General features: G+C 67.3%; 10 protein-coding genes and 2 pseudogenes. 6 read left to right on the top strand and 6 right to left on the bottom strand.

The window, feature by feature from the left end; genetic code table 11:
• A partial coding sequence (locus tag VHL31_RS26680) for a ketopantoate reductase family protein (protein ID WP_349262451.1) occupies positions 1–140 on the bottom strand: 140 nt, incomplete at its 3' end.
• Entirely contained in the window at positions 140–1,672 is a 1,533-nt protein-coding gene (locus tag VHL31_RS14760) for an acyl--CoA ligase (protein ID WP_329661983.1), read from the bottom strand. The genes VHL31_RS26680 and VHL31_RS14760, both read right to left, overlap by 1 nt.
• Positions 1,673–1,872: 200 nt before the next feature.
• Here VHL31_RS14760 and araD1 point away from each other — a divergent pair, with 200 nt between their 5' ends.
• The 5 genes and pseudogenes from araD1 to VHL31_RS14730 all read left to right on the top strand — a co-directional run bounded on the left by araD1 (position 1,873) and on the right by VHL31_RS14730 (position 7,529).
• Positions 1,873–2,856 carry an AraD1 family protein gene (gene araD1 / locus VHL31_RS14755; RefSeq protein ID WP_329661982.1) on the top strand — a complete coding sequence of 328 codons (984 nt, stop codon included), beginning with the start codon at positions 1,873–1,875 and terminating at the stop codon, positions 2,854–2,856.
• Positions 2,857–2,936: 80 nt separating this feature from the next.
• Positions 2,937–4,489: pseudogene (locus VHL31_RS26675) on the top strand (putative N-acetylmannosamine-6-phosphate 2-epimerase).
• Entirely contained in the window at positions 4,486–5,805 is a 1,320-nt protein-coding gene (locus VHL31_RS14740; protein ID WP_329661979.1) for a sugar ABC transporter substrate-binding protein, read from the top strand. The pseudogene VHL31_RS26675 and the gene VHL31_RS14740 overlap by 4 nt, the downstream one beginning before the upstream one ends.
• 33 nt (positions 5,806–5,838) lie before the next feature.
• On the top strand, positions 5,839–6,714 hold the full coding sequence (locus VHL31_RS14735; RefSeq protein WP_329661978.1) for a sugar ABC transporter permease: 876 nt from the start codon (positions 5,839–5,841) through the stop codon (positions 6,712–6,714).
• A complete protein-coding gene (locus tag VHL31_RS14730; RefSeq protein WP_329661977.1) occupies positions 6,711–7,529 on the top strand; it encodes a carbohydrate ABC transporter permease in 819 nt (272 codons plus the stop codon). The genes VHL31_RS14735 and VHL31_RS14730 overlap by 4 nt, the downstream gene beginning before the upstream one ends.
• 538 nt (positions 7,530–8,067) lie before the next feature.
• On the opposite strand, the pseudogene VHL31_RS26670 reads toward VHL31_RS14730, so the two are convergent.
• Positions 8,068–8,770: pseudogene (locus VHL31_RS26670) on the bottom strand (helix-turn-helix transcriptional regulator).
• 97 nt (positions 8,771–8,867) lie between these two features.
• Here VHL31_RS26670 and VHL31_RS14720 point away from each other — a divergent pair.
• The gene (locus VHL31_RS14720; protein ID WP_329661975.1) at positions 8,868–9,782 is read left to right on the top strand and encodes a DMT family transporter; all 915 of its coding nucleotides are present in this window, start codon (positions 8,868–8,870) and stop codon (positions 9,780–9,782) included.
• Positions 9,783–9,824: 42 nt separating this feature from the next.
• Here the strand turns inward: VHL31_RS14720 and VHL31_RS14715 are convergent, their stop codons facing one another.
• The 3 genes from VHL31_RS14715 to VHL31_RS14705 form a co-directional block, all read right to left on the bottom strand.
• On the bottom strand, positions 9,825–10,913 hold the full coding sequence (locus tag VHL31_RS14715; protein ID WP_329661974.1) for a BMP family ABC transporter substrate-binding protein: 1,089 nt from the start codon (positions 10,911–10,913) through the stop codon (positions 9,825–9,827).
• Between the two features lie 316 nt (positions 10,914–11,229).
• Positions 11,230–11,787, bottom strand: a complete 558-nt coding sequence (locus VHL31_RS14710; protein WP_329661973.1) for a cupin domain-containing protein — start codon at positions 11,785–11,787, stop codon at positions 11,230–11,232.
• A gap of 57 nt (positions 11,788–11,844) precedes the next feature.
• Positions 11,845–13,440, bottom strand: coding sequence for an ABC transporter ATP-binding protein (locus VHL31_RS14705; protein ID WP_329661972.1), 1,596 nt, complete (start codon positions 13,438–13,440; stop codon positions 11,845–11,847).
• Positions 13,441–13,443: the final 3 nt, after the last annotated feature.

Below are 13,443 nucleotides of genomic sequence, written 5' to 3'. Positions count from 1 at the left end.
TCCCGCAAGGTCAGGCCGGACCGTTTGATCGCCTCGAGATGCGCACCCCTTGCCACCACCGAGACATCGATGCCGCTCCTCGCGAGTTTTGAGGCCAGATAGCCACCGATAGCACCGGCTCCGACCACGCAGATCCGCATCAGCCGAGCCCCAGCTTCGCGGCCAGACCGATCCGCTGCAACTTGCCGGTAGCTCCCTTGGGGATCTCGGCGAGGATGACGACCTTGCGCGGCACCTTGAAGGCCGCCAGTCGTCCGCCTGCAAACTCACGGATGGCTGCCTCGCTGGCTTCCATGCCCTCACGCAGGACGACGGCCACGGCAACCTCCTCGCCAAGCTTCTCGTGCGGCATGGCGAAGGTCACGCACTGGCGCACGCAAGGGTGGTCCATCACGACTTCGTCGACTTCCAGGGGGCTCACCTTCTCGCCACCCCTGTTGATGATCTCCTTCAGCCGGCCAGTGATGCGCAGGTAGCCCTCCTCGTCCATCCGGCCCTGGTCGCCGGTCCGGAACCACCGCCGGCCATCCTGCTCGAAGAAGGCCTCCTCGTTCGCCTTCGGGTTCGCCTCGTAGCCTGGGGTGACGTTTGGGCCGGAGATCACGACCTCGCCCTCTTCCCCGGCCGGCAGCGACCGGCCATCCAGCCCGGCGACGCGCACCAGTGGTCCCGCCGCAATGCCGACCGAACCAGGTTTGCGGGCAGCAGGTGGCAGCGGGTTGCTCGCCATCTGGTGGGTCGCTTCCGTCATCCCGTAGCTCTCGATGACCGGGCAGCCGAACACCTTTTCCAGTTCGAGCATCACCTGCGGCGGCAAGGATGCCGACGAGGAGCGCAGGAGGCGGAGCCCGGCACGCTCGATGACGTCGCGGTTGCGGTCCGCCCGGGAGAGCAATGCCTGGTACATGGTCGGCACCGCGGTGATCCAGGTGGCAGCACTCTCGTCCAGCTGCCGGAAGAACTTCAGCGCATCGAAGCCGCCATCCGGCACGAACACCGACCCGCCGGCGGCCAGCGCCGACAGCGTCGCCGCGATCAGGCCGTGGATGTGGAACAGCGGCATGACCACGAAGCAGCGATCCGCCGGCGTCAGCGCCAGCGTGCGGCCGATATGGGTCGCCGACGCGACGAGGTTCGCCTGGGTCAGCGGCACGATCTTCGGGCGTGACGTCGTCCCGGACGTATGGAGCACCAGTGCCACATCGTCCGCCCCGACTGGACGGGGCGTCACGGATGGCGGGGTCGGACCGTCCGGCACGAGGTCGAACTGGCCGGCCGGATCGCCCATGTGCTCGCACAAACGCAGCACCGCGCATCCCTTTGCGCGGGCGATGGCGATCGCGGCACTGTCGGCACCATCCGCCACGATCAGCGCCTTGGCCTTCAGGTCGGACAGGTAGAAGTCGAACTCGTCGGCCTTGTAGGTCTGATTGAGTGGTGCAGTCGTCGCGCACTGCGCGACGGCAAGAAAGGCCGTCGCCATGGCGGGACGGTTCGACAGGACGATGCCGACCCGGTCGCCGGGCCCGATGCCAAAGCCGGCAAGTTGACCGCGAACCCGTTCCGTCAGCCCCGCCAGCCCTCCATGCGTCAGGGCCCTGCGATCATGACCTGCAACAGCCGGCACGCTCGGATCTGCGCCTTTCAGAAGATCCCTGATCGTGCCACTCATATCGTCCTCCCGATCCCTGTGCTGGGTGGTGGCACGCGCCACCAGCCGTCGCAAGATGGGGAGCGCCCGACGCTTCGGCGAGCATCCGGCACGCTCGACGGTACCGCGCCCGTCATCTCTTCTCCCGCCGAACGCGGAGAAGAGATGACGTTGCTGCCGCCCGCCGCTAGTTTCCGGGCGGCGCCACAAGGGGATGCGAGATGAACCTGGTTCAGTTCAAGACATTGCATGGTGGCCGTGCCGTTGCCGTGGTGGAAGGCAGCGGGCTCAGGGTCGTCGATCGCGCCACGACGGTCTACGGGTTGGCGCTTGCTGCCGTCGCCGCAGGGGAGCAGCTCGAGAAGGTCGTGACGGAGCGGCTTGGCGACCAGGTCGAGGACTATGACGAGGTCATCCAGGACAAGCGCCTCCTCACCCCGCTCGATCATCCCGATCCCGCCCACCTGCTCGTCACCGGCACCGGCCTCACCCACCTTGGCAGCGCCGCCACGCGCGACGCCATGCACGTGACCGAGCCGGAAAAGCTCACGGACAGCATGAAGATGTTCAAGATGGGCATTGAGGGCGGCAAGCCGGCGCCTGGCGAAATCGGCGCCCAGCCGGAGTGGTTCTTCAAGGGCGATGGCGGCTCGATCGTGCCCCCGGAAGCCGCGCTGGATTTTCCCGGATTCGCTGAGGACGGCGGCGAGGAACCGGAGGTCTGCGGCCTCTACCTGATCGGCCCGGACGGCACGCCCTGGCGGCTGGGCTTCGCCCTGGGCAACGAGTATTCGGACCATGTCACGGAGCGTGTCAATTATCTGTGGCTCGCCCACTCCAAGCTGCGCTCGTCCAGCTTCGGGCCCGAGCTTCGGGTCGGCGCCCTGCCGGAGAAGGTCGAAGGCACGTCCGCCATCCGCCGTAGCGGCGAAGTGATCTGGCAGAAGCCGTTCGTCTCCGGCGAGAGCGCCATGTCCCATACGCTCGCCAACCTGGAGCACCATCACTTCAAGTACGACTTCTTCCGCCGCCCAGGCGACGTCCACGTGCATTATTTCGGCACGGCGACCCTGAGCTTCGCCGACGGGATCCGCGCGGAGCCGGGCGACATGTTCGAGATCCAGTCGGAGCTGTTCGGCAAGCCCTTGCGCAATCCACTGGGTGAGAAGCGCGAGGACCGGCCGGTGTTCGTGCGCGAGCTCTAGGTCCAGTAGCGGCCAAACCTTCATGATCATTGCAAGCTCCTCTTGCCGAGGGTAGCCCGGACATAGCTGCACGGTGGGGAATCATGGCGGGGCTTCTGGACGGGCTGCGCGGTGGACTGGTGGTTTCCTGCCAGCCGGTCACCGGCGGACCCATGGACCGGGTGGACATCGTCGTGGCCTTGGCCCTGGCGGCTCGGGACGGCGGGGCTGCGGGCCTGCGGATCGAGGGGGCCGCCAATGTCGCGGCCGTACGCCGTGCCTGCGAGCTGCCGATCATCGGGCTGATCAAGCGCGACCTGCCCGACAGCCCGGTCCGCATCACGCCCTTGATCGAGGATGTCGCCGCGCTGGCAGAAGCCGGGGCCGACGTGATCGCGTTCGATGCGACGGCCCGGCCGAGGCCGGTCGCCGTTCCGGACCTGTTGGACGAGACGAAGCGGCTGGGCCGGCTCGCCATGGCCGACTGCTCGGACCTGGCCGATGCGACCGCTGCCGCCAAGGCCGGCGCCGACATCGTCGGCACCACCTTGAGCGGCTACACCGGCGGGCCGGTCCCGGTCGAGCCGGACCTGGCTTTCGTCCGTGACGCTGCCCGCACGCTGGACGTGCCGGTGGTGGCGGAAGGCCGCTACCATACCCCGGCCGCCGCGACCGATGCGATCAAGGCCGGTGCCTTCTGCGTGGTGGTAGGCTCGGCCATCACCCGCACTGAGCATGTCACCGGCTGGTTCAAGGCCGCGGTCGCCGGAGCCTCCCCATGACCACGGTCCTCGCTGTGGACCTGGGTGGCAGCAAGATCCTGGCCTGCCTCGTGCAGGAGGGTCAGGTTGTCGACGAGCGGCAGGTGCCGACGCCACGCGCTGGCGGCGCCGATGCCTGGCTCTCCGTAATCGGGGAGATCGGCGAGAGCTGGGAGGGGCGCTTTGCCCTGGTGGGGATGGCCGTCACCGGCATCGTCCGGCGCGGGCACTGGTACGCGCTCAACCCGGACACGCTGCCGGTACCGCAAGGCTTCATGCTCGAGACCGAACTGACCCGCCGCCTGCATGTACCGGTCACGGCCTGCAACGATGCGCAGGCGGCAGCCTGGGGCGAGCATGTGGCCGGTGCCGGCAAAGGTATCGACGACCTCGTGTTTGTCACGGTGTCCACGGGCATCGGCGGCGGGGTGATCCTCGGCGGGCGCCTGCTGCTCGGCCGTGGCGGGATCGCGGGAAGCATCGGCCAGATGCGCATCGAGCATGAGCTGCGGGTCGAGGATGTCGCCTCTGGCAGGGGCATCGCCAAGCTCGCTGCCGAGTCGGGCCACGACACCGACGCGGCCAGAGTGTTCGCGGCCGCCCATGCGGGCGAAGACTGGGCGGTGAGCGTGCTGGCGCAGGCGGTTGACGCCGGCGCGCTCCTCTTCCGCAACCTCCAATATGTCTACGACCCCGTGCGGATCGTCGTCGGCGGCGGTGTCGGGCTTGCGGAAGGTTACCTCCATCAGCTGCGTTCCCGCTTGGCCGACGTGCCGGAGGTGGAACGGCCGGACCTGGTGCCGGCGGCCCTTAGCAACCGTGCCGGCATCCTCGGCATCGCCGATCTCGCCCTTCGCGAAGCTGCAGCCACCCGAGAGGAACAGTCTCTATGACCATCGCCCGGCTTGCGTCCGCCCTGCTCGCGGCCTGTGCCCTTTCCTCGGCAGCACAAGCCGAGGTGACGGTCCTCGGCTGGCCTGGCGGCCCGGAAGAGAGCGCGCTGCGCGAGGCGGCCAATGCCTACAACGCCAAGGGCGATGTCGCCGAGGCCGACAAGGTCGAGCTGATCTTCTTCAACCGCGACGGCTTTTGGGACAAGCTGCAGACGGACCTGGCAGCCGGCAGCGGCGAGTTCGACCTGAACCTGCTCGCGACCTACGCGATCGGCCGCTACGCGCCGTTCATGGAGCCGGTCATGCTGCCGGACACGGCACCCCAGGTGTTCGGCGAGAAGGTGCTGACGACCATGCAGTTCGACGGCGCGCAGTACGGCGTGCCGACCGACCTCTCGCTTCACTTCATGTATTTCCGCAAGGACCTGATTGACCAGCTCCTCTCCGACCCTGCCTGGCAGGAGCGCTACAAGGAGATCTCCGCCGAGAAGCTGGGCCAGGCGATGACGCCGGTGCGGCCGGACCAGTGGACCTGGAACGACTATCAGGCGACGACGCTGTTCTTCACCAAGTCGGTGAACCCGGACAGCCCGACCCGGTACGGGACGGTGCTGCAGATGAAGAACCTTCTGTTCAACATCATGGTCTGGCATTCCACCGTTCGCTCGAATGGCGGCGACTGGATGGACGAGGAAGGCAACATCACCGTCGACAGCGCAGCGTTCCGCGAAGGGCTGGAGCTCTACAAGAACCTCTACGACGAGGGCACCACGCCCAAGGACAGCCTGACCTACGAGTTCGCCGAGGCCAATGCCGCGTTCGGTTCTGGCCAGGTTGCGACCATGCTGCAGTGGAACGCGGCCTTCCCGGACCTGAACGACCCGGCCAAGGCACCGACCGTGGCCGGCAAGATCGGGACGGTGGCACCGCCGGCGGGCGAGGCCGGGCGGTTCACCCACATCCACGGGCTTGGACTGGGCCTGAACAAGGCGGCGCAGAACAAGGAGGGGGCCGTCAAGTTCCTGAACTGGCTGGCCACGGCCGAGGCGATGCAGGTCTATGCCAAGGCTGGCGGAGCGCCGGCCCTCACGGCGCAGGCGCTCCAGCCGATCGCTGAGCAGCGGCCGGACCTGGCGCAGCTTGGCGACTATGCCGGCCAGTATGGCTTCGTGATGAATGGTGGTGCCTCGGCGAAGGCGCTGTCCGTCTATGAGCTGCAGGCCGAGCAATTCACCGGCTATTGGGCCGGGCAGAAGAGCCTGGACGAGGCCCTGGCAGCCACGGCCGAAGGCATGGCCGGGCTGCTGAAGAAATAGAGGCCTCACCGGTTCAGGAGGAGTTCTCCGGTTTTGCAGTGCGCACTCGCGCGCGACGGGCGAATCCTCGTCGCGCCGCTCACGATCTTCCTCCTGGCGATGCTGGGCCTGCCGCTGGTGGTCGACCTGATCTACTCGGTGTCGGCCGTGGAGTTCGCCACGATCCTGTCGCCGGAGTTCGTGGGGCTCGCGAACTATGCCAGCGCGCTCAGCTCCGAGAGCTTCTGGCGCGCTGCATGGTTCTCGCTCCGCTTCGGCCTGCTCTGTGCCACCGCCCAGGTGCTGATCGGCCTGTTCCTGGCGATCTTCCTGGAGCCGCTCCTGGCCAGGCGGCCCTGGCTGATGGCGTTCCTGATGCTGCCCATGATGGTCGCGCCTGCCCTGGTCGGGCTGATGTACCGCCTCGTCCTCCACGAGTTCGTCGGCGTGGTGCCCTGGTTCATGTTCACCTATGTGGGCGACAGCCCCTCCTTCCTCGGCCCCGACAATGCCTTCAAGACGCTGGTCGTGGTCGAGGTCCTGCAATGGACGCCGTTCGCGCTGCTGATCCTGTACTCCGCCTACGTTTCCATCCCAGCCGACGTGCGCGAAGCGGCGGCGATCGACGGGGCCGGGACCTGGCGGCGGCTGGTATCGATCGACCTGCCGCTCATGGGGCCGGCCATCGGGGCCACCTTCTTCATCAGGTTCATCGACAGCTTCCGGGTGTTCGATAATGTATATACACTGACGGGTGCAGGTGCCGGCGGGTCGACCGCGACCATGAGCATCTGGGTGTACGAAGCCTTCTTCAAGTCGGGCGACATTGGCCGTGCCGTGGCGGCGTCCATGCTGCTCCTGGCGGCGTCCTGGCTGGTCCTGTCGGTGGTGCACCGGTTGAGCCAGCGGCGCGCGGGAGCCAGCGCATGACGGCGCTCCGCTGGATTGTGTTCGCGATCGCCGTGCTCGCGATGAACTTCCCCGTGATCTCCACGCTGATCACCTCGTTCAAATCCGAGGCCGAGATTGCCGGCAACCCGTCCTGGTGGATCGAGGCGCCGACGCTCGCGAACTACCAGGGCATCTTCGCGATCGCCGACCGTTTCGACATCCTCCACTACCTCTGGAACAGCTTCGCCTCCTCGATCCTGGGAGCCGGCCTGTCGCTCCTGCTGGCCTTCCCGGCTGCCTACGCCATGGTGCGGTTCGAGACCGGGCAGAAATGGCTCCTGCCGCTGGTCGCCAACCTGCGGGCCATCCCGCTGATCGTTTTCGCAATCCCGCTCTACCTGGTCTATGCGCGGGTGGGCCTGCTCGACACGGAGCTGGGCCTGGCGCTGATCCTGTGCATCGTGAACCTGCCGCTGGTCCTGGTCCTGCTGGCGGCCAGCCTGCGCGACCTGCCGGCGGAACTGGACGAGGCCGCCAGGGTCGATGGCGCCTCCACCTTCGGCCTGCTCTGGCGGATCGTCCTGCCGCTGGCCACGCCTGCCCTGGCCACCACCATGGTGCTGGGCTTCGTCTATGCATGGAACGAGTTCCTGTTCGCGCTGATGCTGACGACGCGCAATGCCGTCACCACCACGGTCGGCGCCTCGTTCTTCTTTGCAGCGTCCGGCGGCGGCGTGCGCTGGGGAACGGCGGCGGCCGTCATGGTCCTCAGCGTCCTGCCGCCCATGGTGCTGGGCCTGCTCCTGTACCGGCGGATCGGCCAGTCGCTGGCGGCCGGCGCGGTGAAGGGCTGAGCGGTTCCTGGCCGGGCATGTGCTTCCGGGTCGTTTGACACAGAGGCCAACCCGTTGAATCTGCTGATCTCCTTGGGTTCGTTCATGCAATCTGCATGTTGAGCTGCCAATGCCATCGAATCATTCCGACGCAGGTCGTGATCGCGCCAGATTAGCATGATTGGGAATGTCGACCTAGCAGGCGATGCGCTGGCCCAGCTCGCCATGGTCATGGAAAGACAGAGAAGAGGATGGAGCAGAGCGACGGCGACCTAGACCCCATGGGGTCGAGGCGAACCATGTCGGTCGGCCCGATCTGCGCGGGAAAGCTCATGCGCCATATGCTGATATTCTTCGAGACCGAGGCCGATGTCGCCCAAGCGGGAGAATTTCGCCGAGGCGAAGGCAGCCGGCCTGCCCGACCGGACGCCGCGGCCGATCATGCGCTCGCTCGGACGATTGGGCTGGCAATGACCCGGCGGTGCGGACCTATCTGCAGCAGACGCGAGCAAGGTAGCTGCCACCATGGGTTGCTGCGGGTCTGCATTCCAACGATCGGTCAGCCTGGCGAGGCCGGATGGTTCCTGCGCGCAGTCATCACGCTTGCCCAGGCAGCCCGCAGCCGCTCTCCTTCAGCCTTGAACGAGCCATTGGTCACGACCGCCTGCACGATCCGGTCGGCGCGGAAGTGGCGGATGGCCTGGCGCAGCTCGCACCAGGCGACCAGGTTGATGACCTCGACATAGTAGATCATTGCGATCGGACAGATCATGCGGCTGGTCTCGCGCCCAGCTTCGTCGACATAGGCAATCGCGAGCTTGCGCTCGTCGCGGATGGCCCGGCGAACCATGGCCAAGTCCAGGGTTGCAGGCTCGGCAACGCCCCAGTCGGAGGCGTAGAGGCTCGGCCGGTCGATCGGGCGGCGGGCATGGTCGGGCAGGATGGCGGCGAGCTTGGCCTGCACGACGGAGGCTGCGTCCTTGAGGCCCTGGTCGCCCGTGCGCAAGGAGGCTCAGGCCGACCACCACCGCTTCCACCTCCTCCACCGTCAGCATGAGCGGCGGCAGGTCGTAGCCCCGCCGCATGACATAGCCGATGCCGGCCTCCCCCTGGATCGGGACCGTGGCCTGCAGCGAGGCGATGTCGCGATAGATCGTGCGGACCGTCACTTCCTGGCGGGCGGCCAGCTCGGCCGCGGTCAGCGGACGCCTGGCCCCGCGCAGCAGTTGGATGATCTCGAGAAGGCGGGTCGTCCGGCGCATGAATGGCATCGCTCGCGTCGTGATCGCCACCGATCCTACTGACAAGAGGTTGTCAGCAGCGAGCGTGTAGCGTCGACCCTATGGCAGCAGGGACCAGATGATGACCAGCAGTTCTTCTTCTTTTCCCCGCCGCGGGCTGGGTCATGAGGCACGGGTGGGCCTGCTCCTGGTCACGCTGTCGGCCATCGCCTGGAGCACCGCCGGCTTCTTCACCCGGCTCATCCCGCAGGACGCCTGGACCATGCTGTTCTGGCGTGGCGTGTTCGGCGCGCTGACCGGGCTTGCCTTCGTGGTGGCCAGGGACCGGGGCCATGTCCTGGCGACGTTCACCGGCATGGGCCGATGCGGTGTCCTGTTCACCCTGCTGTCCTCGGGCGGCATGATCGCCTTTCTGGGCTCGCTCAGGCTCACGACGGTGGCCCATGTCGCGATCATCTATGCGGTGGTGCCGTTCATGGCGGCTGGGCTTGCCTGGGTCGTGATGCGGGAGCGGGCGTCGCGCGCAACCCTGCTGGCCAGCATGGTGGCGCTGGCGGGGGTGGCGCTGACGGTCGGCGGTGGCATCGGCGAAGGCAGTCTGGCCGGGGACGGGCTGGCGGTCGTGATGACGCTCGGCATGGCCGCCATGATCGTGCTGGCACGCTCGGCACCAGGCACGATCCCGATGGTACCAGCCGCCTGCCTGTCGGCCGCACTGACGGCACTCGTCAGCCTGCCGCTCGCCTCGCCCGCTTCCGTGGGCCTCCTGGACCTGGGCTACCTCGCCCTGTTCGGCATCACGAACATGGGGCTGGGCCTGATCTTCTTCACGATCGGGGCGCGGATGATACCGGCGGTCCAGACGGCGCTCATCGGGGCGCTCGATGCGCCGCTGGCACCGGTCTGGGTCTGGCTCGCCTTCGGCGAAACGCCGCGCGCGACGACGATCCTGGGCGGGACGGTCGTGCTCGCGGCGGTGCTGACGCATATCTGGTGGGAAAGCCGCCCGGCACGCGGGGAGCGGCACCCTTAACCCACGCGGTGCCGCGCCCGCCGGCGTTCCCGACAGGATGGCTCAGCCGGGGATCGCGCTGTCCACGCCGGCCACGTAGTAGTTCATCTGCAGGAGGTCGGCGTCGCTGATGACGGAGCCGGCCGGAACGACGACGGTGCCGTCCTGCTTCTTCACCTCGCCCTGGAAGGGGTGGAGCTTCTTGGCCTTGATCTCGCCCACCAGCGTGTCGAGCTCGGCCTGGACCATGGCGGGGACGGCCGGCTTCCATGGTGTCATCACGACCGAGTTCTCGGCCATGCCGCCCCAGTAGTCCTCGGGCTTCCAGGAGCCGTCGAGCACGCGCTGGGCGGTCTTGATGTAGTAGGAGGCCCAGTCGTCGACGACGGAGGTGAGGCAGCGCTCGGGGCCGAACCTGCCCATGTCCGACGCCTGGCCGACGCACCACACGCCGCGCTTCTCGGCCGCCTGGACGGGGGCTGGGCTGTCGGTGTGCTGGACGATGAAATCGCAGCCCTGGTCCATCAGCGCGTTGGCCGCCTCGGTCTCCTTGCCCGGGTCGTACCAGCTGTTGACCCAGACCACCTTGGTCTTGACGTCGGGGATCAGGCGCTGGGCGCCCAGCGTGTAGGCGTTGATGCCCATGATGCATTCAGGGATCGGGAAGGACCCGATATAGCCGATCGTCTTCTTCTCGCTCATCCGGCCGGCCAGGTGGCCGGACACGTAGCGGCCCTCGTAGAAGCGGGCGTTATAGATGCCGACATTCTTCGCCATCTTGAAGCCGGTGGCGTGCTCGAAGATCGTGTCGGGGAACTGCTTGGCGACGTTGATCACCGCCTGCATGAAGCCGAAGGAAGTGGCGAAGATCAGCTTGTTGCCGCTCTGGGCCATCTGCCGGAGCACGCGCTCGGCGTCCGCCCCTTCCGGCACGCTCTCGACATAGGACGTCTTCACCTTGTCGCCGAAATGCTTCTCGACGGCGAGCCTGCCCTGGTCGTGCTGGTAGGACCACCCGAGGTCGCCGACGGGGCCGACATACATGAAGGCGATCTGAAGCGGTTCGGCGTCCTGGGCGCGGGCGGACTTGAGGCCGGCCAGCGCGAAAGGCGCGGCAAGGCCGGTACCGACCAGGGTCCTACGATCGATCATGCATGTGCTCCACACAGGCGGCCGGCAGCGAGCGCAGGTCCGCTTCCACAGGTGCGTGGACGACACAATGATTCGCGGGGGCGGTCAACGGGGGATGCGGTCGTCATCCGGACGCAAATCTTCGTCATGGCGTTTGATGATGGAGATCGAGTTCGACGACGAGAAGGACCGGACCAGCCAGAACAAGCACGGCATCTGCCTGGTCGCAGCGGCCGAGATGGACCTCGAATTGGCGTAGGTCATTCCCGGCGAGCGCTTGGACGACGGAGAGGAGCGATTCTGGGCAGTCGGGCCGATCGACGGCGCAAGCCATCGCTCACCTCGTATCCAGCGCATCGCGGTAGTCGTTCAGGTCGGCGTCGACTGACGACGGAGCTTCGATCCATTCCCGCATGGCCAGGCCAGTCACCGGGTCGCGCGCCGGGATCGGCAGCATCATGATCCGCTTCGCCGCTGCGCGACGCTCGTCTTCGGTGATCTTTTCTTCCTGCATGTTGTCCCAGTCACGACCGTCGGGATATCCCCCGACCATCATGATGTCGGGACTGGACCCCACCATCTGGTGCGAGACGCCGGCGGGCATGACGATCACGTCCCCTGCCTCGATGCGGACCCGGGTCCCGCCACGGCCGAACAGCTCGACCTCCATCCGACCGACGGCACAACCCAGGCATTCATGGGTCGTCGAGTGGAAATGCGGGTAGGTGTAGATGCCGGGGTAGATCCAGTTGTTGAGCCAACCGTTCTCGCGAAACCGGGCCTTCACGGCGTCGGCTCCCCCGCCGGGGATGGCAGCGCGATGGACAAGCAGTGGAAACCGGCTGTTGGGCAGGATCCCGACCGGCCGCGATGGGTACTGTTCCGTTTCTTGCATGGCTCTCCCTCCCCAGATGCTCCTGCTGCCAGGGGCCCGATGATCAGGTCGTCGCCCCTACACGCGCCCCGCCAGCACCTCGTCCAGCCAGTCCGTGCGCATCTCCGGCACGGAGCGCAGCAGCTTGCCGGTATAATCGTGGAAGGGAGGGGCCATGACCTCCTCCTTCCTGCCGCTGTCGACCACCCTGCCCCGCTGCATGACGACCACCTCGTGCGCGATGGCCTTCACGGTGGCGAGATCGTGGGTGATGAAGAGGTAGGAGACGCCCTGTTCGTCCTGGAGCTTGAGGAGCAGCTTCAGGATCTCGTCGGCGACCAGCGGGTCCAGCGCGGAGGTGACCTCGTCGCAGATGATCAGCTCGGGCTCGGCGGCTAGCGCCCGGGCGATGCAGACGCGCTGCTTCTGGCCGCCGGAAAGTTCGCCCGGGAAGCGGTCGGCGAAATGGGCGGGCAGCTCGATGCGGGCGAGCAGCTCCTCGACCTTGCGACGGACATCGGCACCGCGCAGGCCGGCATAGAAGGTGAGCGGGCGGCCGATGATCTCGAGGACCGTGTGGCGCGGGTTCACCGCGACGTCCGGCATCTGGTAGATGAGCTGCAGGCGGCGGCGATGCTCCTTCGTGCGGCCGGCAAGGGCCGGCGACAGGTCCTCGCCCTGGAAGCGGATGCGGCCCTTGCTGGGCGGCAGGAGGCCGGTGATGACGCGGGCGAGCGTGCTCTTGCCGCTGCCGCTCTCGCCCACCACGGCGACCGTCGCGGCGTGCTCGACGAGCAGCGAGACGTCGAACAGCACCTTCTGCTGGCCGTAGGCCGCGTCGATCGACTGGACCTCCAGCACCGGTGCCTTGGCATGGGCGCCGCGCTCGTTGCTCTCGGACTTGCGGACGCTGACCAGGGCCCTGGTGTACTCCTCGCGAGGGGCTTCCAGCACCTGACGGGTGTCGCCGAGCTCCACCGCATTGCCGTGGCGCAGCACCAGAATCTTGTCGGCGACCTGGGCCACCACGGCCAGATCGTGGGTCACGTAGAGCGCGGCAGCACCCTCTTCGCGGATGGCCGCGCGCATCGCTGCCAGCACCTCGATCTGCGTCGTGACGTCGAGCGCGGTGGTGGGCTCGTCGAACACGACGAGGTCGGGCTTGGCGATCAGGGCCATCACCGTCATGGCCCGCTGCAGCTGGCCGCCCGACACCTGATGAGGGTAGCGCTGGCCGAAATTTTCCGGAGCGGGCAGGCCCAGCTTGCGGAACAGCTCGACCGTGCGCTTTTCGGCATCGGCGCGGGGCCCCAGGCCGTGGCGCTGGTGAACCTCGCAGATCTGGTCGATCAGGCGGTGGGCCGGGTTGAACGAGGCGGCGGCACTCTGGGCGACATAGGCGACCTTGCGGCCGCGGATCTGCAGGAGGAGGTCGAGCGGGGCGTTGACGACGTCCTGGCCGTCCAGCCTGACGCTGCCGCCCGTAAAGCGGCAGCCGGGGCGGACATAGCCAAGGGCGGCCAGGCCGATCGTGGACTTGCCAGCACCGGATTCGCCGATCAGGCCCAGCACCTGGCCCCGGTCGACGGAGAGCGACACGCCCTTGACGATCTCGACGGTCTTGCCGTCCAGGTCCGAGCCGTCGATGCGCAGGTCCTTGATCTCGAGCAGCATGGA

The organism is Geminicoccus sp., from assembly GCF_036263595.1.
Lineage (GTDB): Bacteria > Pseudomonadota > Alphaproteobacteria > Geminicoccales > Geminicoccaceae > Geminicoccus.
This window is presented reverse-complemented; position numbering and strand designations above follow the sequence as displayed.

Bases quoted from the DNA above. Each gene is read 5' to 3' on its own strand.
- VHL31_RS14760 (WP_329661983.1), bottom strand. From the start codon at position 1,672: ATGAGTGGCACGATCAGGGATCTTCTGAAAGGCGCAGATCCGAGCGTG.
- VHL31_RS14740 (WP_329661979.1), top strand. From the start codon at position 4,486: ATGACCATCGCCCGGCTTGCGTCCGCCCTGCTCGCGGCCTGTGCCCTT.
- VHL31_RS14705 (WP_329661972.1), bottom strand. From the start codon at position 13,440: ATGCTGCTCGAGATCAAGGACCTGCGCATCGACGGCTCGGACCTGGAC.
- VHL31_RS14720 (WP_329661975.1), top strand. From the start codon at position 8,868: ATGATGACCAGCAGTTCTTCTTCTTTTCCCCGCCGCGGGCTGGGTCAT.
- araD1 (WP_329661982.1), top strand. From the start codon at position 1,873: ATGAACCTGGTTCAGTTCAAGACATTGCATGGTGGCCGTGCCGTTGCC.
- VHL31_RS14710 (WP_329661973.1), bottom strand. From the start codon at position 11,787: ATGCAAGAAACGGAACAGTACCCATCGCGGCCGGTCGGGATCCTGCCC.
- VHL31_RS14730 (WP_329661977.1), top strand. From the start codon at position 6,711: ATGACGGCGCTCCGCTGGATTGTGTTCGCGATCGCCGTGCTCGCGATG.
- VHL31_RS14715 (WP_329661974.1), bottom strand. From the start codon at position 10,913: ATGATCGATCGTAGGACCCTGGTCGGTACCGGCCTTGCCGCGCCTTTC.